Raw genomic sequence first — 19,623 nt, forward strand, 5'->3', positions numbered from 1 at the left:
TGCTTGACGAATCGGGAAATAATGATGCATGATGAGTCAGAAACATTCGGGAAATTCCTTACCATTCAAATGAGCAGGAGTACATGGCAAATGTTATTCATGATAAAAAAATGGTTCTGGTACAATTGGGTGATTTTTGCCTTGCGAACGATTTGGCTAGGTATCTTCGTCATCGCAGATATTATGTATCCGGCAATGATAGCCGTTCCGTTCGGAGTCATCATCCTAATTGCTTTTTTGGTTTATGCCATTCCATTGATCGTTCAATATAGAAAAAAAGATTGGTATCTAGCAGTCGAAGTCGTAATGACAGGCTTTTTTTATCTATTTGTGGCCTTTGTAGCACCTGGATGGACTTGGCCTTTCGTTTTACTAGTAATCATTATTGGTGTGGCTAGTAGTCGCAGAACGTATATGTGGACGGGCATCTCTAGTGGGATTATTTTTCCGGTTTTGAACGGGTTGATTACCAATCGTCTCCCGTACGAGTTCATGTTTAGTTGCAGCTTTGGTTTTGCGATGGGGATGGCATTTAGCATATTAATTGAGTCTCATAAGCAAGGCCGTATCATTCAAGAACAGAAGCAATTATTGGAGCAGCATATTAAGCAAATCGAGGAGCTGACACTGATCGAGGAACGTAATCGGTTGTCACATGAGTTACATGACACGATTGGCCATTCGCTAACCTCTCTGATTGTTGGCGTTGAGTCGCTCCGATCCTCGGTTCCTGATTCACAGGTCGAACGAGTTGATAAACTTGTCTCCATAGCACAGGGCAGCCTGGATGATATCAGAAAGCATTTGCATCAGCTCTCTCATGCTCATGCTCGGTTCAACCAGTCGTTAAGTGAGTCACTCCTGGAACTGACGGAAGAATTTATGAAGTCAACAGGTGTAACGGTCAACTTCCGTGTGATCGGCAGTGAGACGCTGGTTATGCAAAAAATGAGCATTTCTTTATATCGTTGCCTGCAAGAATTGCTTACAAATGCGGTTCGTCACGGCCAAGCAAGTGTGATAGCTGTTGATCTGTATTTCGAAAGTCAGCAACTCCGTTTACAAATCGAAGATAATGGCAACGGACTAGAATCCATCGAATTCGACTTAGAACTAAAGGGAATAAAAGAACGGCTTGAGCAACAGCAAGGTACGCTGTCCGTTCATTCACAATCAGGGCAAGGGACCGTTGTCATTTGTAATGTTCCCATACAGGCAGAAGCTGGACAGGGAAGTATCCGCCTGCTTATTGTTGATGATCAGGTGATGATTGCCGACAGCTTACAGCAAATTTTAAGCCAGCAGGACAACTTTATCGTTGTGGGTACAGCTAGTGATGGACGAGAAGCATTGGAACAGTGTGAGCGACACCAGCCGGATATCGTGTTAATGGACGTGCACATGCAAGGGATGAACGGACTGGAGACCTTCCTTCAAATGAAAGAACGTTGGCCGAACATGAAGGTTGTGGTCATGACAACGTTTGAGGATTCGGTACAGGCAGCATCAGCGTTGGAGCACGGGGCGGAAGGATATATGCTGAAGTCTACTCGTCCAAAAGAGATGATGGAAGCGCTGAAGCTCATCTATAGCGGGGGAACGTGGCTTGATCAGTCAATCGCCACACGCGTTTTCGAAGAGATGAAGCGCCAACGTGAGCAGTTAGAGAAGTACAGCCCGAATGATCCGTATGGATTGACGAAACGGGAAAGGGAGATTTTACAGCTTTTATCGGATGGGCTTCGTTACAAGTCGATTGCCACCAAACTATATTTATCGGAGGGAACGGTACGGAATTACTGTTCCACTCTTTACTCGAAGCTCGGTGTCAGCAACCGGGAAGAAGCAATTGAACTGGCACGAACCGAGAGTATCCTATAGATGACAAAAAGACGGGAGAAATCCCGTCTTTACTCTTCCGGCGTTCGGTCGAGGAACAGCCGCGTTACCTTTGTGTAATCCCCTTTTTCCACTTCTTTTTCCGTCGCCTTTTCTTCCAAAGGATCATGACCGTACATGCTTGGCGCTACTGTGGGCTCGTGCTCGGCAGAACCTCGCTTTTTCTCCATGATTCACCACTCCTTTTGCCAGTAGGGTGTGATGGATGGCTTATTCTTATCCCCGATTGCAGCATATGACATTGGAAATGCTATTTCAAAAGTACCGATCTTCAAGATCCGGTGCTTTTTTTGATGACAAATTGTCATATGGGGTAGGGAGAAACCGTTGGTAACAGGGCGTCTGAACCTTATGACAAAACGTTACTTGTTGTACAGGCAGTGCCCGGGCCATACTTTGAGCATACAAAGTTGTTTGGAGGAAAGAGAAATGAACAAGACGGCCTTTTACAGAAGTAGCATCGTCGCGGTATCGATTTGTGGTTTACTCATAACAGGATGCACGAATACAGCTCCATTAACCGAGACGGACAGCGAACAACAACAAGGGAAGAAGGCAGAAAATCTAAGTCCAAAAGAATGGTTAGAGCTGAACTCTTTTCAATTGAATAGCGCTGAGCCTGGGACTGATCTTAAAGATATTGAGCCGCTGCGCCAAATGATCGGTTCTGCTTCAATCGTAGGTTTAGGTGAGGCAAATCATGGAAGTCGTGAAATTTATACGATGAAACACCGGTTTGTTGAATTTCTCGTCATGGAAATGGGCTTTACCACCCTTGTATTAGAAGAAAACTGGGGCAACGCATTGAAACTTGATCATTGCGTTCTCACAGGAGAAGGGAATCCGAGTAAAGTCCTAATGCCTATATTTCAAACAAAAGAAATCGTAGACATGCTGGAATGGATGCGTGAGTACAATGCCGATCCCGAGAACGAAACGAAACTGCGGGTGGTCGGAATGGATGTACAAAATGTCAGCGAAAATGTATACGATGAGATCAGACAGTATATAAAAAAATATAAGCCTGACCTGCTGCCCCGTGTGAATAATAAAATGAAGGAACTTGCCGAAGTTACGAAGGACCTGGAAACCTATTCAGCTTTGCCACAGGCCATTCAGAAAAAACATCAGGAGCAAGCGAAAGAAATCACGGAAATATTGGAACAAAACAAAAGCAGTCTGAACGGCCAATCCAAGGAGTTCGCAAGGATTAAGCAACACGCCAAGGTCATTGAGCAATTTACTGGCATGTATTTCAACTTCTCGGAGAATCCATCTGATTTATTTTTGAAGCATGATATCGCGATGTTTGAGAATGCGAAGTGGGCTCATGAACAGCTGGGAAAAACAATCGTATGGGGTCACAATGGGCACATCGCAAAGAACAATATGTTGCAAGAGGTATACCCGAAGCTCGCCGGTCAGTATTTACTGGAGCATTATGGAAAGGAATATGTAACGATTGGAACTTCATTCGGGAAAGGCGATTATAACGCGTTTAACATTGAAAATAAAATTGTTCCAGCTACCATTGAATCGAATGATCCGAAAACATTCAATCATACTCTGGATCAAGTCTCAAAGGATCAATACTTTGTTGATTTACGGAATGCTACAGGTCTCACCCAAAAATGGTTAGAGGAAGAACGGCCGTTTTTGATTGGATTCGGTTCTGCTGATCCAAGCAAACCAAACTCTATAACAACTTCGCTTGGGCAAGCATTTGATATTCTCATTCATTTAGACACAGTGAGCGCTGGCGAGCTTGTTCGTTAAATAGCAGAAAGAAACCGGCATTTACCCAAGAGCACTGGGCAAAATGCCGGTTTTATTATACAAGAAACCCCATCAAGCGCTTCACATGGTCGGTGTTTTCGCGGGATGTCAGCGACTCTAGCAAGGTGAATGCCACATCAAAAGCGGTCGATGGATTGTAAGAGGTGATGATATTGTTGTCGATGACGATGGATTGGTCAGGGATGACATTGGCACCCATCGCTGCCAGCTGCTTTTGTCTCAGTTGGTTATTCAGGTTGTAGGTCGTTGCGTTTCGTCCTTGCAAAATCCCGCTTTTCCCGAGGGGCAGAGCACCCACGCAGATGGAGGCAATCACTTTGCCTTGCTTTTCAAATTCACGTATGAAAGCGAGAACGTCCTCGCGATAAGCATCTTCATAAAAGCCCGCCTGCTCAAAACCGCCAGGCAGTGCCAGTGCATCGAAGTCATTTACATCCGCATCGTCGATCACCATCTCGGGGATCACAGTAAAATTCCACGTGCATTTCAGCTCCTTGCGCGTGCCCACCGTCACGAGCTCCGTTGTTCCGTCGCCCTCTTCCTTGTTCCAGCCGATTACGTCTGTAAATACGCTAGCCTCTACTGCCTCAAAGCCATTCGGTAATAACAAGCACACTTTTTTCATAGAAAATCAGCTCCTCTGTTGAAATCGTTCAAGCCGTACCGGTACTTATCAAGAATCATATGCTATCATTAGTTATTAGTAAAAATGAAAGTTCTGAAGATGATCTTCAGGATTTCTAATAATAAACATGCGAGCAGGGGGGAGCCGGGATGGAGATTCGCCAGTTTCAAACCTTTAAGGCAGTCGTCGATTTCAACAGCTTTACGAAGGCCGCACAGGCACTGCAATATTCACAGGCGACGATTACATCCCATATTCAGCAGCTGGAGGAAGGAATGGGTGTCCCGCTGTTTGATCGACTGGGGAAGAAAATTCAGTTAACTGCTTATGGCCGTGAGCTGTATACGTACGTCGAGGAGCTGCTGGTTTCGTATGCGAAGATCAAGGATATATCGGCAAATGAGCAATCACTGCAAGGCGAGTTACGCATCGGGGCCTCGGAGACGATCACGATCTATCGGCTGGGTGACATTTTGTCCAGGTACAGAGCGTGCTACCCGGGTGTGAATATTTCATTTGTAATGGACGACTGCAGTCGCCTGCGGGAGAAGCTGCATGATGGTCTATTGGATATCGTGATCACGCTGGAGCCAAAGCTCGATGATCCGAATCTGGTCGTGGAGCCGTTCTCTACCGAGCGACTTGTTTTTATCGGTGGGCGGGATCATTCGTTTGAAAAAATAGAGGATGCTGGCGGGGAATGTATGATTTTTAGCGGAGAGCATTGTGCTCTGCGGCGGTTTTTCCTACGCTTCTTGGAAAAAAGGGAGATCAAGCCGAAGCATCACCTGGAGTTCTCCAGTATGGAAGCGATCAAGCAGAGCGTGGCAAACGGGCTAGGCGTGAGCTTGATGCCGTATATTAGTGTCGAAGCCTTGTTGAATGAGCAAAAAGTGAAAATGATTGCGTGCGAGGAAGAGCTGTTGTTCTATGCGCAAATTGCCTACCATAAAAACAAATGGCTTTCACGGGCGCATAAGAAGTTTATTGATTTCATGCTGGAAAGTCGGGATATCGGGTAAAGAGGTAAACAGCCAGTCTGTTTTGGTCGAGAACCAGAGCAGGCTGGTTTTATTTTTGGAAAATTTCATAAGTTGTTTGACATTCGTTTTTCTACAATGCTAAGATCGAAATGAAAGTAAACGAAAGGTAATTAGAAATAAAACGAAACTATATATTTTAATATCGTAAGGAAGTGAAGTCATATGCTGGCAGCCGAACGGCACAGCAAGATCCTCGAACAATTGAAGGCAGAACAGAGCGTAACCGTTAGCCAATTGAGTCTGGTGCTGGATGTGTCGGAAGTAACGATCCGAAAAGATTTAATCAAGCTCGAAAACGATGGTCTGCTGACGCGCATTCACGGGGGCGCGACGATTACGAATTTCTTGCCATTGGAGCGCAGTTTCACAGAGAAGCTGGAAGAGAGAAGCGAAGAGAAGCAAGCGATTGCTCATCAAGCGCTGTCGCACATACAGCCGGGGGACACGGTTATTCTCGGGGCAGGGACCACGATGATGGAGCTCGCCAAGCTGCTGCGCGGCTTGAATGATCTGACGGTCGTGACGAATGCGGTCAATATCGCGATGGAGCTGAACAGTCAAGGCAAGCATCACGTCATCTTGATCGGGGGAGAGATGCGACACAAGTCATTTGCGCTCGTTGGTTCTGTCGCAGCGGACAATTTGCGAGGACTTTCTGTTTTCAAATGCTTTATCGGGGCAGATGGGGTTCATCCGGAAAATGGGCTGACGACGCTCAATCTGGCCGAAGCGCAAATCAACCAGGTCATGATGGAACGCGCCAGAAAAGTCTATGTGCTCGCCGACCATAGCAAGTTCGGCGAGACGCATTTGGCGAAGTTCGCCGGGGTGTCCGATGTCGATCGGATTATTACAGATGCGGCGGCACGGCATCTTGTCAGTAAGTATGCGGAGCTGGGCATCAACCTGGAGCTGGCGAGCTTGCAGGGCGTGACCAGGTAAACTACGAGATCAGAAAGGAAACGGAGGGATCGATATGGGGTTGGTATCATCGACACAGATGCTGCGCACAGCAAGGGAGCAAGGATATTGTGTAGGCGCCTTCAACGTACACACGATGGAAATGCTCCAAGCAGTAGTGGAGGCGGCTTGCGAAGCAAACGCACCGCTCATTTTACAGACCACAGTCGGAACGGTCCGGCATCTTGGACCGGAGTATGTAGCAGCAATCGCCCGGGTAGCCTCAGAAGAGGCCCGGGTGCCGATTGCCCTGCATTTGGATCACTGTCATGAAGAGGAACTGATCATGCGATGTATCGAAGCGGGTTATACATCAGTCATGATCGACGCGTCGATGCATCCTTTTGCAGAAAATGCGGAGATGACGCGGCGTGTAGTGGAGCTGGCTCGGGAGCACGGTGTCAATGTGGAGGCAGAGCTCGGCAAGGTCGGGGGCGTGGAGGACGATCTTGTCGTCGATGATGCAGATGCTGCACTGGCTGACCCGATTGAGTGCGAGAGGTTTATCGAGTTGACTGGCGTGGATACGTTGGCACCGGCGATTGGTACGGCTCACGGGATTTACAAGGGGGAGCCGCGCATTGATTTTCCTCGCATCGAGGAGATTGCCCGTCGTGTTTCTGTGCCACTCGTGTTGCACGGCGGCTCGGGAATTCCCGAGGAGCAGGTGAAGCGGGCGGTTCAGCTCGGCATGGCAAAGATGAACGTAGCGACAGAGCTGCGTATCGCGTTTTCGCAAGCGATCAAGGGCGTTTTTGACAACAACCCGCAGGAAAACGACCCGCGCACCTATATGAAGCAGGCCAAGCAGGCGGTTAAAGAAGTCGCACTCGCCAAAATGGAGATGTGCGGCTGTATCGGAAAAGCGAATGTACGTTAATCCAAAAAGACAGGAAGGGACGATTTTACATGCGTATAAACCTCGATGATGCGAAAGCGTTGCGCGAGCTGGACACGATTTCTGCCCTGCAAGATACGGAAAGCTACGATGAACAGTTTAAAACAGGCTTAAAATTATCTGATAGTTTAGATGTGTCTAATATTTCTGTTAAAATTGAAAATATTGTGGTGCTTGGCACTGGGGGCGGTTCGGCTGCGAGCGTCAATTTGATCAAGTCGTATTTGTTTGACGAGCTGCAAGTGCCGCTTCAGTTAAATCAAGGGTATACGATCCCGGCTTTTGTGGATGCGAAGACGCTCGTCATCGTCGTTAGCCATTCCGGCAATACAGAAGAAGTCGTCAGCGGCTACGAAGCAGCTATCGCCAAAGGAGCACAGATCGCCGTCATTACGGCGGGCGGAAAAGTATTGGAGATGGCCCGTGAACACAATCATGCGTGCTTGCTCGTGCCGGGCGGAATGATGCCGCGGATCGTACTCGGCTATATTTTCTTGCCGATTCTCGCCATCCTGACGAAGCTCGGGCTGATTTCCGACAAGCGTGCGGAGGTCGAGGAGACGATTGCCCTGTTCGAGGAGTGGAAGCACATCTACGGAACGGATTCTCCGATCGAGAAAAATGAAGCCAAACAAATCGCTATCGAGATGGATGGGCTGATACCTGTCGTGTACGGAACGCTTCCGTTTTTCGATGCCCCTGCATGGCGTTGGAAAAACCAGCTTGGGGAAAACAGCAAGCTGATGGCATTTTGGAACGCCATTCCGAGCCTGCACCACGACGAGGCTGTGGGTTGGGATTCGCCGTCTGCTCTGCTGAAGGGTGTTCATTTTACACTCATTCGCGATCTGGAGGACAGCGAGAAGACGATCCAACGTGTAGAGATCAGCGCTGACATTTTGCGTGAGCGCGCTGGTGGGGTAAGAGTGGTTCATTCCCACGGCGTGTCCCGAATGGCTCGTTTGTTTTCTATCGTGTACTTGGCTGACTTCGTGTCGCTGTACGCTGCCCTGATTCGCGGCGTCGATCCAACCCCGGTAGAAGTGATCAATTTGTTCAAACAAAAAATGGGGCAGCCGCTCGTTACTGTGCAGGTGAGATAGCATGCTGGTAACGGTAACGCTGAACGCGGCCATCGATAAGACGTATCGACTCTCGCATTTTCGTTCTGGAGAGCTGCACCGCACGGGGGATGTACTGAGCTTGCCCGGCGGAAAAGGGATAAATGTAGCGCGTGTAGCGAAAGCATTGGGGCAGGATGTAGTCGCAAGCGGTTTTGTCGCCGGTCATAACGGGAGGTTCATCGCGGAAGGCTGCGAACGTGAGGGGATCACGTCCTCGTTTATCGAAACGAGCGGAGAATCCCGACTGTGTCTCGCTTTTCTCGACGAACAGGAAAAAACGGTGACAGAAGTGCTAGAGCAGGGTCTCTCGCCCAGTGAAGAAGAGATCAGTCGCTTGCAAATGCGTTTGATCGAGCTGGCGGATCAGGCACAGTACATGGTTTTTTCCGGAAGCTTGCCAGGTGGCGTTCCAGCCGAAACATACGCTGCACTCATTCGAGGTGTCGCCAGGAAAGGAACCGCATGCGTGCTGGATACGAGCGGTCAGGCACTGTTAGAAGGAATAAAGGCAACGCCCTCGCTCATCAAGCCCAATCGACCGGAAGCGGAAGCGATTCTTGGATTTTCGCTGGATAGCGACGAGGCACGTTGCAGAGCGATACGCGAGCTGCGTGAGCGCGGTGCGCAGCGAGTCCTTCTCTCGCTAGGGGAGGAGGGCGCGTGGTTTGGTGATGGCCAGGAGACGTGGCGTATTTCCGCGATCCCGTTAGCAGATGCCGAAGTGAAAAATACAGTGGGCTGCGGTGATTCCATGCTTGCGGGTGTCCTTGTCGGAAAGCTGCGGGGCTTGGCTTGGCCAGATGCGATTTGGTTGGGGATGGCATGCGGCGCGGCGAATACACGGTCGTTTGGAGCGGGCATGATCGAGCTCGATGATGTGCAGCAGTTGAGGAGTCAGCCGATGCATGTGGAGCGAGTCGAGTAGAATAGCTGGTTCAGAAGGGAGGAGTAGCATGCGTCATGTAATTGGCCTCGATGTCGGTGGTACGACAATGAAAGGGGCGGTCATAGACGAGAATGGGCAAATTCTCCTCCGGGCTGCCAAGGAGACAAAAGTCCATAACAACTTGCCCATCTTGATTGAGCGAATGACTGCCTTGATTAAAGAGCTGCGGGTTCAATCACCCGTTCCAATAGAGGCAGTAGGGATCGGATTTCCTGGTCCTTTTGATGCGGAAAATGGGATATCGGTTCACTCGCCCAACTTTCAATTGCATCAGGCAGACTTGCGGACACCACTCGCGAAGCTGGTGGAGCTGCCGCTTTTTTTTGAAAACGATTTACGGACGGCTGCGCTCGGAGAAGCCATATTCGGTGCGGGCAGGAAGGTAAGTCACCTCATTTTTGTGCCGCTTGGTACAGGGGTGGGGGCAGGGATTGTAAACGAAGGCAAGCTCGTTCGGGGCAGTCACGGATTCGCGGGAGAGATTGGTCATGTGCGTTATCCAGGGCTTACCGCTCCATGCAATTGCGGCAAGCTCGGTTGTGTGGAGACGGTCGCATCTGCCACAGGTATTGCCAGATTGGCTCGTGAGCGCTTGGACCAGGAGCTAAATGCAAATCCGCAGCAAGCAAAAGCCTCTCCTCTGTTTGCACTATGCGATGGACAGATCGAGCGGATTACGGCTGAGCAGGTGGCTACGGCAGTGGAACAAGGTGATGCGGTGGCGACCTGCGCATGGAACGAAGCGTGTGAAGTAACTGGCTGGGCCTTGTCTGTGTTGGTGAACGTGTGCAACCCGCAACTCGTAGTGATCGGCGGTGGCGTTTGCCGGGCTGGGGAGCTATTGCTGGCCCCCGTACAAGCAAGTGTACAACGGTACGCCATGGAAGTCGTTCATCAACAGACAAAGATCGTTTTGGCCGAGCTCGGTGCGGATGCAGGCATGCTCGGTGCTGGCGCCTTGGCCCTGCAAGCAACGAGCAAGGAACAAGGAACCGTGAAAATGTAAAAAGAGGAGTGTACATCGATGCAGCAACAGTATGACTGGGCAAATCATCAGCTGCTAGAGCGAAATCGCTTGGCGGCGCGGGCTTACTTTTTGTCTTACCCGGAAGAGTCGGGAGCACTGACGTATGAAAGAGGAGCGACACCGTGGTTTCAGTTGTTGAATGGGCATTGGCAGTTTGCATACGCAGAATCACCACTGCGTGTGCCGGAAAACTTTTTTGCTACCGATTATGATGCGACGGAGTGGGCCCGGATTCAGGTACCGGGGCATTGGCAGCTCCAAGGGTACGGAAAACCGCATTACACGGACTTGTACTATCCGTTTCCAGTCGATCCGCCGCATGTCCCGTCAGATAACCCGACAGGCTGCTATTTGCGAGAGTTTACGGTAGCGTCTGCGTGGCAAAATCAGCAGGTGATCCTGCGATTTGAAGGGGTCGACAGCGCTTTTCATGTGTGGCTGAACGGGAAGGAAGTCGGCTATAGCCAAGGAAGCCGCTTGCCATCTGAGTTTGATGTGACGGAGCTGTTGCAGGAAGGCAGGAACCGCTTGGCTGTTCAAGTGTACCAATGGTCGGACGGCACGTATGTTGAGGATCAGGATATGTGGTACTTGAGCGGGATTTTTCGGGATGTTTCCCTGATTGCCAGACCGAAGTTGCATGTACGAGATCTGGCAGTCGTGACTGATCTGGATGATGAATTTCGCCATGGTGTGCTTCGCGTACGTGTCCATGTAGAAAACAGTTCCGCTGCTGCCTATGACGGGGTGAGCGTGACCGCAAAGCTGTTGGATCAATCCTACACGCCTATCGCTTCGCTAACCGACACCGAAGCAGGCGAACTGGCAGCCGGACAGGAAAAGGTCGTGACCTTGGAGCTTCCGGTGCAGGAGCCGAAAAAATGGTCGGCGGAGGAGCCGAACCTGTATCACCTGCTGCTTGCGATTGAGAAGGAGTCGGGCGAAAAGACAGAAGTCATCCCGATCCGCGTGGGCTTCCGACGGATCGAAGTAAAAGGAAACAACTTCTTCGTAAACGGTGTAGCGATTCGTCTAAACGGTGTGAACCGCCATGATCATCATCCCGATCTTGGGCGAGCAGTCCCGTATGAAACGATGCGCGAAGATGTGCTCATGATGAAACGGCACAACATCAACGCTGTTCGTACCGCCCATTATCCGAACGATCCGCGTTTTTACGATTTGTGCGACCAGTACGGATTGTATGTCATGGACGAAACCGATTTGGAGACACATGGCTTCCAGTTGACGGGCAACATTAGTCAACTGAGCGATGATCCAGAGTGGGAGCAGACGTACGTGGAGCGTATGGAGCGCATGGTGGAGCGCGACAAAAACCATCCGTCGATCATCATGTGGTCGCTTGGCAACGAATCCGGCTTCGGCTGCAACTTCCGGGCAATGGCCGCTTGGTGCCGACAAGCGGACCCGACTCGTCTCATCCACTACGAGGAGGATCGCGAAGCAGAAGTGTGCGACGTATTTTCCACTATGTACTCCTCGGTTGAAAAAATGATCCAGCATGGTGAAAATGAACATCTGCACAAGCCGCATATCATGTGCGAATATGCTCATGCCATGGGGAATGGACCCGGTGGCTTGCGCGACTACGCCAATGTGTTTGACAAATATCAACGCTTGCAGGGCGGTTTTGTGTGGGAATGGATTGATCACGGCTTGCGCGAATATACGCCGGATGGGCGAGAGTATTATGCCTACGGGGGAGACTTCGGGGACTACCCGACGAATGGCAACTTCGTCATCGATGGACTGATTCGTCCAGATCGCACGCCATCTCCAGGGCTGCTCGAATACAAAAAAGTGATTGAGCCGATCGTCGTAGAAGCGACTGATTTGGAAAGCGGGCTCGTCACCATTACGAATCGTTATGATTTCCGTACGCTTGCGCACGTGAGAATGGTCTGGAGTGTGACAGCAGACGGACAAGTGGTGCAGAGAGGCACGCTGTCGTTGCCACATACAGAAGCGGGAAGTCGCACGATTGTAGCAGTTCCGTATACCTTGCCTGCACAGGTGCAGGCTCGAACTGACTACTGGCTGACGCTCTCCTTTGTGCTGGATCAAGATGAGAGCTGGGTACAGGCTGGACATGAGCTGGCTTGGGCACAATTTGCCTTGCCAATGACTGCTGCGCAACAGGTTACGGTCGCTCCGTACCAATCTGTGTTAGGCAGAGTGGATGGAAAAGAAACGAAAACGGACGTGATCCTAACTGGAGCAGATTTTCAATTCGTTTTTGACAAAGTGAGCGGTGTGCCGACGAGCTGGGTGTTTGCAGGCAAGGAGCTGTTGGTGGCAGGACCTCGTCTCACGTTTTGGCGTGCTCCGATTGACAATGACATGTACGTAGTGGAAGAGTGGCGCAAGGTGTACCTTGATCGTTTGCAAAACCGGGTGGAGCATGTAAGCATCCAGCAGGATCGAGAAGATCGTGTGGTCATTACCTGCGATGTGCGGATTGCTCCGCTTGTATACGACTGGGGATTTGCGTGCCGCTATACCTACACTGTGTTCGGAAATGGCGAAGTGCAAGTAAATGTTCAAGGCACACCCAAAGGCACCCCGCCAGCGATGCTGCCGCGAATCGGCTTGAAGCTATTGGTCGCCAAAGATATGGAGCGTGTCTCGTGGTATGGTCGTGGCCCGGGTGAGGCGTATATCGACAGCAAGGAGGCCAATCGCATCGGGGTGTATCATGCGAGTGTAGATGAGCTGTACACGCCGTACGTGTTTCCGCAGGAAAATGGCAATCGCACGGACGTCAAATGGATGTCGATCACGGATCAGCGAGGCATTGGACTTTTCGCGATGGGTCAACCGACACTGGAATTTAGCGCACTTCGTTATGATACGGACGATCTGGAGCAAGCAAAGCACACGACAGATCTCGTAAAACGGGAGTATGTCACACTGCATCTCGATTATCGACAAAACGGGCTGGGTAGCAATAGCTGCGGACCCAAGCAATCCGAGCAGCATGCCCTGCGTCCAGAGGAGTTCCAGTTCCAGATGAGGCTGACGCCTTTTTCGAAGGATACGATTTCTCCGGTTCAGCTGTATAAGCGGAATTTGTGTGACTAACGATGTTATTCTCGAAGGCATCGCCGAAACGTTGTACAATCTAGTTAAAGATTGAATAGTACGACTAATCGGAATACGGTGGTGGTTTGTCACATGAAGTCATGGTCGCTCTTCCCGCGCAGAAGCATTCATGCCAAGTTGCTCGCTTTTATGCTGATTGCAGCCATTATTCCGCTGATTACTCTGGGGAGTATGGCGTATTGGAAATCGTCGATGGTCGTTCGCGAGCAATTTAGCAAGTCAGGCGAGTATATTGCCACACAGTTGCAAATTCAGATCGATAACTACCTGAGTCAAATGAGATACATGGCCTATGACATCAATACGTACGTGTCAGACCCGACATTGGTCGTCATGCGGGAGGAACAGCCGAAGACCTACACGGGCTTCCTGGAACAAAAAAACTTCGAGCGATACCTGGGGGCGCACCGCAACCTTGATACAAAAGGCATTTTTATCGTGACGCCCTCGGGCTATTTTTTCGGGGAAAATGTCATCAATGGACAGGATCTGATGCGGGAATCGTGGTGGAAGGCACTGCCCGCCAAGCTGGATGAGGAGCGATGGATCGGCTTTTACACACCACGGCATTATGTCGGGTTTCAGGATGAGGCGGAACTGCGCAATCAGGAGAAGGTGCTTGGTCTGGTCGTTCCCGTTCTCAGCGGTTATGGCGTGTTGAAGGACAGCCGGATTTTGATCGAGATGAAAGCGGGCAAGCTGTTTCAATTGTTTTCCCAGCTGGAAAAGGACATGAGTGCGCATGTGACGATTACAGCCAAAAGTGGCGAGCTGATTTACCAGACTGCGGGTACGTTCGTCCAGCAAGAGAGCGATATCGTCTGGAACAAACCGCTGGAGTCCAACAACTGGATGATTCAAGTGCGTTTGCCTTACGAGCAAATGAACCGCTCTGCGGAGGTGATTCAATCCTTCTTTATCGCGGCGCTGATACTTTCGGCAGTGCTGGCACTCCTTTTGGCGTATTTATTTTCCAGACGGATTACAGGAAAAATCAAACGGCTTCAAGAAACGATGCGGCTGGTAGGAACAGGCGAGCTGCAGACGCGAGCAGAAGTAGACACGGAAGACGAGCTGGGGCGGTTAGGGGTGAGCTTCAACCAAATGGTGAGGCGGATTCAGACGCTAATCGCCGAGGTGAGTCGCACCGAGCAGTTGAAAAAGGAAGCAGAGCTGCGAGCTGTTCACTACCAAATCAATCCGCATCTGTTGTTCAATACACTCAATTCCATCCAGTGGAAAGCAAGATTATCTGGTGCCAATGAAATCGGCAATATGCTCTATCATCTCATCAAAGTGCTGGAGGGCAACCTCGACATCACGCAGGAGCTCGTCCCGTTGGAAAAGGAACTGCAAACCGTCGAGCATTTTCTGCAAATCCAAGAGCTGCGGTACGGGCCTGTTTTTCAATTTGAACAGACTGGAGTAGAGGCTTGCCGTCGCTATTTGATCCCGCGAATGACTCTTCAGCCGCTTTTGGAAAATATCTTTTTCCACGCATTCGAAGACGGGCAGGGAACGATTCGGATCAGTGTCAGTGAAAAAGAAGGGCTTGTGACGCTGCTGTTGCAAGATGACGGCGCAGGAATTGTACCGGAGCGATTGGCCAAACTTCTCGATCCTGATCTGGAGCGTTCTAGCAAACGGGGACTCGGCGTGTACAACGTCGATCAGAAGTTCAAGCTTCATTTCCGTATGGAGCACGGCATGAAGATTTCATCTGTCAGAGGAGAAGGAACCACAATTCAAATCACATGGCCGAAAAGGGAGGAACTTCCTGATGAGCATCAAGGTAATGATTGTGGATGACGAAGTGCTGGTGCGAAGAGGACTGAAGGCAATGGTGCCATGGAGTCGCTATGGGATGGAAGTGGTGGCGGATGCACCGAATGGTCGGAAAGGCTGGGAGGCTTTCTTGCAAGTACAGCCCGAGTTGGTGATTACGGACATCGTTATGCCGGAAATGGATGGGTTGGAGCTGTGCAGGCGGGTGAAGGAGCACGCACCACAAACAAAGGTGCTTCTGCTCAGTTGTCACCGCGATTTTTCTTTTGCCCAGCAGGGAATCTCTCTCGGGGTGTCGGGATATTTGTTGAAGACCGAATTCCAGGATGAGGAATGGGGTACGTTGTTGGAAAAGCTGCGGAATGAGCTGGCAGGCGAGAGTGCGCGACCCGAGCAGATTCGTGAACGCCCTGATGAATGGAAGCGGGAATTCGGTGCGTGGTTGACTGGCTTGAGCCGGGATTTCGAGCAAAGCTTGGCCTCCCTCCTGCAATCACACTGGTCGTGGATGAACGATTCCATGCGTGTATGGCTCTTGGAAGGGATGGGCAGTGCGAACCGGGAGGAGCAGGAGCGCGCATGGGTAGCAAGTGAGCTGGAAGGCGAATGGGAATGGATTGCATGTGGCGATATCCGGTTTTTGCTGACCCCCGCAAGTACTGGCAGGCAGGTAGAATCCTTGCTCGTGGAGTGGAAGCTGGCTGGAAGGGTGACGAGTTGGGAGACAACAAGCCCGTTTGCTGGACTCGAACCGTGGATGCAGACAGTACGGATGCTCTACCAGCGCAAGGAGCGGGCGCGCAAGTACGGCGTTATTCAAGACCCGTGGCAGGAACCGATCAAGCAGGCTGTTCATTACGCACTCGATCGTCTCGATACCCCATTGACGGTCAGTGAGGTAGCTTCACAGGTGGGACTGAGCCGCAGTCATTTTAGCGTGATGTTTAAAAAGGGAGTGGGCGAGAGCTTCGGGGAGTTCCTCGACAAACGCCGGGTAAAAATGGCCCGAGCGATGCTGGATGAAACAGCTCTGTCCATTCAGGAGGTAGCAGAGCGAGTCGGTCTTCCTGACGCGAAATACTTCAGCAAGTGGTTCAAAAAATATACAGGGATGACCCCGAGCCACTACCGTTTCAAACAAAAGGAGGAGTCCAGTCGAACAATCGTCCACTCCACCGCGCAAACCTGAACGAATCGAAAAAAAGGAAACAAATTCACACACTATTGCGAACAGTTGGCGGTTTCACCGTTTTTTTCCCTTCATTAAAATAGAGAAAAATGAGGGGCAAATCTAGGGGGGATCACAGATGAAAAAGGTTGCGTCAAAATGGATGGCAGCTGGCATGGCACTTCTATTGGCCGTCGTAGCTGGTTGTTCACAAGCCCAGCCAGCAGGATCAGACGGCACGTCTAGCAACACAGGTACGACAACGCCAGCGTCGTCTGATAAAAAGGAAACGGTTACATTGCGTTTCGCGACATGGGACACGGACCAAATGCTGAAGATCCAACAAGATATCGCGAAACAATTCGAACAGAAAAATCCGGGTGTGAAGGTACAAGTAGAGGCATATGCAGATGGTTTTGATCAGAAGCTGGTAGCGGCATTCGGAGCCAAAAACCCGCCCGATGTCATGTACATGTGGGATTTCCCCACGTACCACGCCTCGCTCGAGCCATTGGATGAGTACGTAAAGAAGGACCCATCCGTGGCAATCGACGACTTTTACCAAGGCCTCCTAAACTATAATCGCTTCGATGGAAAATTGTTTGGTCTCCCAGCGGGGTTCTCGACGCGGGTCGTCTTCTACAACAAAAAGCTGTTTAACGAAGCAAATGTACCACTTCCAACAGACGACTGGACGTGGGAGGATTTCAAATCGGCAGCCAAACAGCTAACCGTTCGCGACAAGAAGCAGTACGGCTTCGCGGTTCGTTCAGAGCCGGATACGTACGATTTGCAGCAGTTCGTGTGGAGTAACGGCAGCAGCTTCATCAGTCCTGATGGAAAAACAATCGAAGGCTACATGAACAGCAAGGAAACGGCAGAAGCTCTGCAAATTTTCAGTGATTTGACGAAAGACAAGAGCGCTTTGCTCGTCGGTGGCAAAAACCAGCAGAGCGGAAATGACTTGTTCAAAGCGGGCAAGCTCGCGATGTATGACAACGGCGTATGGTCGCTCGAGTCGTACAAGAAGGGGAATGTCGACTTTGGTACGGTCGTGATGCCGCAATTCCCTGGCAAGCCTGGTAAGGGTGTCATTGCAACCTCCTCTGTATCGATCGCCAAGGATTCCAAAAACAAAGAGCTTGCGTGGGAGTTTTTGAAGTTCTTCGTTTCCAGCGATGCGATCAAGATGCGTACATCTGATTTGCCTGTCCGCATTAGTGTCGTACAAGAGAAGAAGCTCGATCAGGACCCGCTCTACGCGCCGTTCTACAAGACATTGGAGCAATCGACTGACACGCCTGCCTTCCTGTTGAATCCACATTGGAACGAAATCAACCGGAACCTTTCCGCAGCGGTCAATGCGATCATGATGGGACAAAACGCCGAGGAATTACTGAACAAGGCAGTCAAAGACTCCCAGAAATTCTTGAAATAACGGGAAGGGGTCAGGAAATTGAATACAGAGAGTGTTGTGACACATAAACAGCCTGCCATGACCGTTCAACCGAAAAAACTCAAGGGAAGGGCGTTTCTTACGCCCTATCTTTTTATCTTGCCTTGGATTCTCGGCTTTCTCGCTTTTACACTGGGACCGATGCTGTTTTCACTCGTCATGAGCTTTTTTGATTGGCCTGTCGTTGGTGAGGTTACGTTTGTCGGCGTGGACAACTACGTCAATATGTTTACGGATGATCCATTGTTTTGGCAATCGCTCTGGGTCACGATTAAATTTGCGCTGTTGTTTGTCCCGTTGAATTTGTTCATCGCGTTGTTTTTGGCCATGATGCTGAATCAGAAGGTAAAAGGCAGCGGCTTTTTCCGCACAGTGTTTTACTTGCCGAGCGTGATTTCCGGTGTGGCGCTGGCGATGATTTGGGCGTGGGTATATGACGGGGAATACGGCATTTTCAACTATTTGCTCAGTCTGGTTGGAATTACAGGTCCAGATTGGCTAAACGATACGTCGTGGGCGCTCGTTGCCATGGTGATTGCGAGCCTGTGGGGGCAGGGCTCCATGGTATTGATTTTCCTGGCGGGGCTCAAAAGTATCCCGGAGAGCTTGTATGAAGCGGCTTCGATTGATGGGGCAGGGGCGGTGCAAAAGTTTTTCCGCATTACACTGCCGATGGTCAGCCCAACGATTTTGTTCAACCTGATTATGACGATCATTAGTGCGTTCCAGCAGCTGAGTCTAGCACTCTTGCTCACGGGAGGCGGACCGTTGCAGTCGACGTATTTCTATGCCATGTACGCGTATGACAACGCCTTCAAATACTTCAAGATGGGGTATGCTTCGGCGAACTCCTGGTTTATGTTTGTGATCATTCTGGTATTGACCTTCCTCGTATTTAAAACGTCCGGCAAATGGGTGTACTACGAGGGCGACAACCGCAGGGGAGGGGAAGAAGCTTGATACGCAAAACGGTCGCTTATGCGAGCTTGATCTTTTTCTCTTTCCTGTTTCTCGCACCGTTTTACTGGATGATCTCTACTGCGCTCAAGTCGGATGATGAGATTTTGCAGTATCCACCCAAATGGATTCCAGATGTGCTGCATTGGGAGAACTTCGGGAATGCGTGGATGTCTCAGCCGTTTCATCTGTATTTGGAAAACTCGTTGACGGTGACGATCCTGACCACGATTGGCCAGTTGATTTCGTCTTCGCTGGTCGCGTACGGCTTTGCCCGGTTTACGTTTAAAGGAAGGGACTTCCTGTTCATGGTCGTTCTGGCTACGATGATGATTCCGTGGGAAGTGACGATGATCCCACTGTACATGGAGTTCAACTATCTGGGCTGGATCAACACGCTCAAGCCGTTGATTGTACCTTCGTTCTTTGGGTCAGCGTTTTATATTTTCCTCATGCGACAGTTTATTTTGACCATTCCGCGTGAGCTGGATGAAGCGGCGCGTATTGATGGTGCTGGTTCGTTTCAGATTTACGCCCGGATTATTATGCCGTTGATGATGCCTGCTCTGATTTTGGTGAGTGTATTCAACATTTTGGGCACATGGAACGACTATTTGGGTCCACTCATTTTCTTGAATGACCAAAGTCAGTACACGCTGACGCTGGGACTGGCGCAATTTAAAGGGATGTATGAAGTAGAGGCTACCGGGCTGATGGCGGTAACGTTCCTGATTTCGCTTCCGCCGTTACTCCTCTTTTTCCTCGCACAACGATATATCGTAGACAATTCAGCTGGCGTTGCCATTAAGTAAGAA

The 19,623-nt window shown here is 50.3% G+C and carries 16 protein-coding genes; 14 read left to right on the top strand and 2 right to left on the bottom strand.

Annotated elements, in window-relative coordinates; all coding sequences use genetic code 11:
* Positions 1–90: 90 nt before the first annotated feature.
* Positions 91–1,881, top strand: a complete 1,791-nt coding sequence (locus tag M3630_RS16905) for a helix-turn-helix transcriptional regulator (RefSeq protein ID WP_251252823.1) — start codon at positions 91–93, stop codon at positions 1,879–1,881.
* 29 nt (positions 1,882–1,910) lie between these two features.
* Here the strand turns inward: M3630_RS16905 and M3630_RS16910 are convergent, their stop codons facing one another.
* A complete protein-coding gene (locus M3630_RS16910) occupies positions 1,911–2,069 on the bottom strand; it encodes a hypothetical protein (protein WP_172801873.1) in 159 nt (52 codons plus the stop codon).
* A gap of 259 nt (positions 2,070–2,328) precedes the next feature.
* On the opposite strand from M3630_RS16910, the gene M3630_RS16915 reads away from it, so the two are divergent.
* On the top strand, positions 2,329–3,675 hold the full coding sequence (locus tag M3630_RS16915) for an erythromycin esterase family protein (RefSeq protein WP_251252824.1): 1,347 nt from the start codon (positions 2,329–2,331) through the stop codon (positions 3,673–3,675).
* A 55-nt stretch (positions 3,676–3,730) separates the two neighbouring features.
* On the opposite strand, the gene M3630_RS16920 is transcribed toward M3630_RS16915, so the two are convergent.
* On the bottom strand, positions 3,731–4,321 hold the full coding sequence (locus M3630_RS16920) for a DJ-1/PfpI family protein (RefSeq protein ID WP_015893977.1): 591 nt from the start codon (positions 4,319–4,321) through the stop codon (positions 3,731–3,733).
* 149 nt (positions 4,322–4,470) lie between these two features.
* Here M3630_RS16920 and M3630_RS16925 point away from each other — a divergent pair, with 149 nt between their 5' ends.
* The 12 genes from M3630_RS16925 (at position 4,471) to M3630_RS16980 (ending at position 19,620) form a co-directional block, all read left to right on the top strand.
* The gene (locus M3630_RS16925; protein WP_251252825.1) at positions 4,471–5,343 is read left to right on the top strand and encodes a LysR family transcriptional regulator; all 873 of its coding nucleotides are present in this window, start codon (positions 4,471–4,473) and stop codon (positions 5,341–5,343) included.
* A 183-nt stretch (positions 5,344–5,526) separates the two neighbouring features.
* A complete protein-coding gene (locus M3630_RS16930; protein ID WP_251252826.1) occupies positions 5,527–6,306 on the top strand; it encodes a DeoR/GlpR family DNA-binding transcription regulator in 780 nt (259 codons plus the stop codon).
* A 34-nt stretch (positions 6,307–6,340) separates the two neighbouring features.
* Positions 6,341–7,204, top strand: coding sequence for a class II fructose-1,6-bisphosphate aldolase (gene fba / locus M3630_RS16935; protein ID WP_251252827.1), 864 nt, complete (start codon positions 6,341–6,343; stop codon positions 7,202–7,204).
* 29 nt (positions 7,205–7,233) lie between these two features.
* Positions 7,234–8,325 carry a bifunctional phosphoglucose/phosphomannose isomerase gene (locus M3630_RS16940; protein ID WP_251252828.1) on the top strand — a complete coding sequence of 364 codons (1,092 nt, stop codon included), beginning with the start codon at positions 7,234–7,236 and terminating at the stop codon, positions 8,323–8,325.
* A gap of 1 nt (position 8,326) precedes the next feature.
* Positions 8,327–9,271 carry a 1-phosphofructokinase family hexose kinase gene (locus tag M3630_RS16945; RefSeq protein WP_251252829.1) on the top strand — a complete coding sequence of 315 codons (945 nt, stop codon included), beginning with the start codon at positions 8,327–8,329 and terminating at the stop codon, positions 9,269–9,271.
* Positions 9,272–9,299: 28 nt separating this feature from the next.
* Entirely contained in the window at positions 9,300–10,298 is a 999-nt protein-coding gene (locus tag M3630_RS16950) for an ROK family protein (protein WP_251252830.1), read from the top strand.
* An 18-nt stretch (positions 10,299–10,316) separates the two neighbouring features.
* Positions 10,317–13,421, top strand: coding sequence for a beta-galactosidase subunit alpha (ebgA, locus tag M3630_RS16955; RefSeq protein WP_251252831.1), 3,105 nt, complete (start codon positions 10,317–10,319; stop codon positions 13,419–13,421).
* 93 nt (positions 13,422–13,514) lie between these two features.
* Positions 13,515–15,251: a cache domain-containing sensor histidine kinase gene (locus M3630_RS16960; protein WP_173611714.1), complete on the top strand. Its 1,737-nt coding sequence runs from the start codon at positions 13,515–13,517 to the stop codon at positions 15,249–15,251.
* Positions 15,223–16,416, top strand: coding sequence for a response regulator transcription factor (locus M3630_RS16965; RefSeq protein ID WP_251252832.1), 1,194 nt, complete (start codon positions 15,223–15,225; stop codon positions 16,414–16,416). Before M3630_RS16960 ends, M3630_RS16965 begins: the two co-directional genes overlap by 29 nt.
* A gap of 118 nt (positions 16,417–16,534) precedes the next feature.
* Positions 16,535–17,833 (top strand): ABC transporter substrate-binding protein, encoded by a 1,299-nt coding sequence (locus tag M3630_RS16970; RefSeq protein ID WP_251252833.1) that lies wholly within the window; start codon positions 16,535–16,537, stop codon positions 17,831–17,833.
* 57 nt (positions 17,834–17,890) lie between these two features.
* The gene (locus tag M3630_RS16975; RefSeq protein ID WP_221868746.1) at positions 17,891–18,811 is read left to right on the top strand and encodes a carbohydrate ABC transporter permease; all 921 of its coding nucleotides are present in this window, start codon (positions 17,891–17,893) and stop codon (positions 18,809–18,811) included.
* Complete coding sequence (locus M3630_RS16980) at positions 18,763–19,620, top strand: carbohydrate ABC transporter permease (protein WP_251252834.1); 858 nt, start codon at positions 18,763–18,765, stop codon at positions 19,618–19,620. The genes M3630_RS16975 and M3630_RS16980 overlap by 49 nt, the downstream gene beginning before the upstream one ends.
* The last annotated feature ends 3 nt before the right edge of the window (positions 19,621–19,623 follow it).

The sequence above is a fragment of the Brevibacillus sp. MER 51 genome, from assembly GCF_023714195.1.
Lineage (GTDB): Bacteria > Bacillota > Bacilli > Brevibacillales > Brevibacillaceae > Brevibacillus.

Excerpts from the sequence above, each read along its gene's own strand:
- M3630_RS16920 (WP_015893977.1), bottom strand. The coding sequence starts at position 4,321 with ATGAAAAAAGTGTGCTTGTTATTACCGAATGGCTTTGAGGCAGTAGAG.
- M3630_RS16965 (WP_251252832.1), top strand. The coding sequence starts at position 15,223 with ATGAGCATCAAGGTAATGATTGTGGATGACGAAGTGCTGGTGCGAAGA.
- M3630_RS16960 (WP_173611714.1), top strand. The coding sequence starts at position 13,515 with ATGAAGTCATGGTCGCTCTTCCCGCGCAGAAGCATTCATGCCAAGTTG.
- M3630_RS16910 (WP_172801873.1), bottom strand. The coding sequence starts at position 2,069 with ATGGAGAAAAAGCGAGGTTCTGCCGAGCACGAGCCCACAGTAGCGCCA.
- M3630_RS16930 (WP_251252826.1), top strand. The coding sequence starts at position 5,527 with ATGCTGGCAGCCGAACGGCACAGCAAGATCCTCGAACAATTGAAGGCA.
- ebgA (WP_251252831.1), top strand. The coding sequence starts at position 10,317 with ATGCAGCAACAGTATGACTGGGCAAATCATCAGCTGCTAGAGCGAAAT.
- M3630_RS16970 (WP_251252833.1), top strand. The coding sequence starts at position 16,535 with ATGAAAAAGGTTGCGTCAAAATGGATGGCAGCTGGCATGGCACTTCTA.
- M3630_RS16915 (WP_251252824.1), top strand. The coding sequence starts at position 2,329 with ATGAACAAGACGGCCTTTTACAGAAGTAGCATCGTCGCGGTATCGATT.
- M3630_RS16925 (WP_251252825.1), top strand. The coding sequence starts at position 4,471 with ATGGAGATTCGCCAGTTTCAAACCTTTAAGGCAGTCGTCGATTTCAAC.
- M3630_RS16940 (WP_251252828.1), top strand. The coding sequence starts at position 7,234 with ATGCGTATAAACCTCGATGATGCGAAAGCGTTGCGCGAGCTGGACACG.
- M3630_RS16945 (WP_251252829.1), top strand. The coding sequence starts at position 8,327 with ATGCTGGTAACGGTAACGCTGAACGCGGCCATCGATAAGACGTATCGA.
- fba (WP_251252827.1), top strand. The coding sequence starts at position 6,341 with ATGGGGTTGGTATCATCGACACAGATGCTGCGCACAGCAAGGGAGCAA.
- M3630_RS16950 (WP_251252830.1), top strand. The coding sequence starts at position 9,300 with ATGCGTCATGTAATTGGCCTCGATGTCGGTGGTACGACAATGAAAGGG.
- M3630_RS16980 (WP_251252834.1), top strand. The coding sequence starts at position 18,763 with ATGGGTGTACTACGAGGGCGACAACCGCAGGGGAGGGGAAGAAGCTTG.
- M3630_RS16975 (WP_221868746.1), top strand. The coding sequence starts at position 17,891 with ATGACCGTTCAACCGAAAAAACTCAAGGGAAGGGCGTTTCTTACGCCC.
- M3630_RS16905 (WP_251252823.1), top strand. The coding sequence starts at position 91 with ATGTTATTCATGATAAAAAAATGGTTCTGGTACAATTGGGTGATTTTT.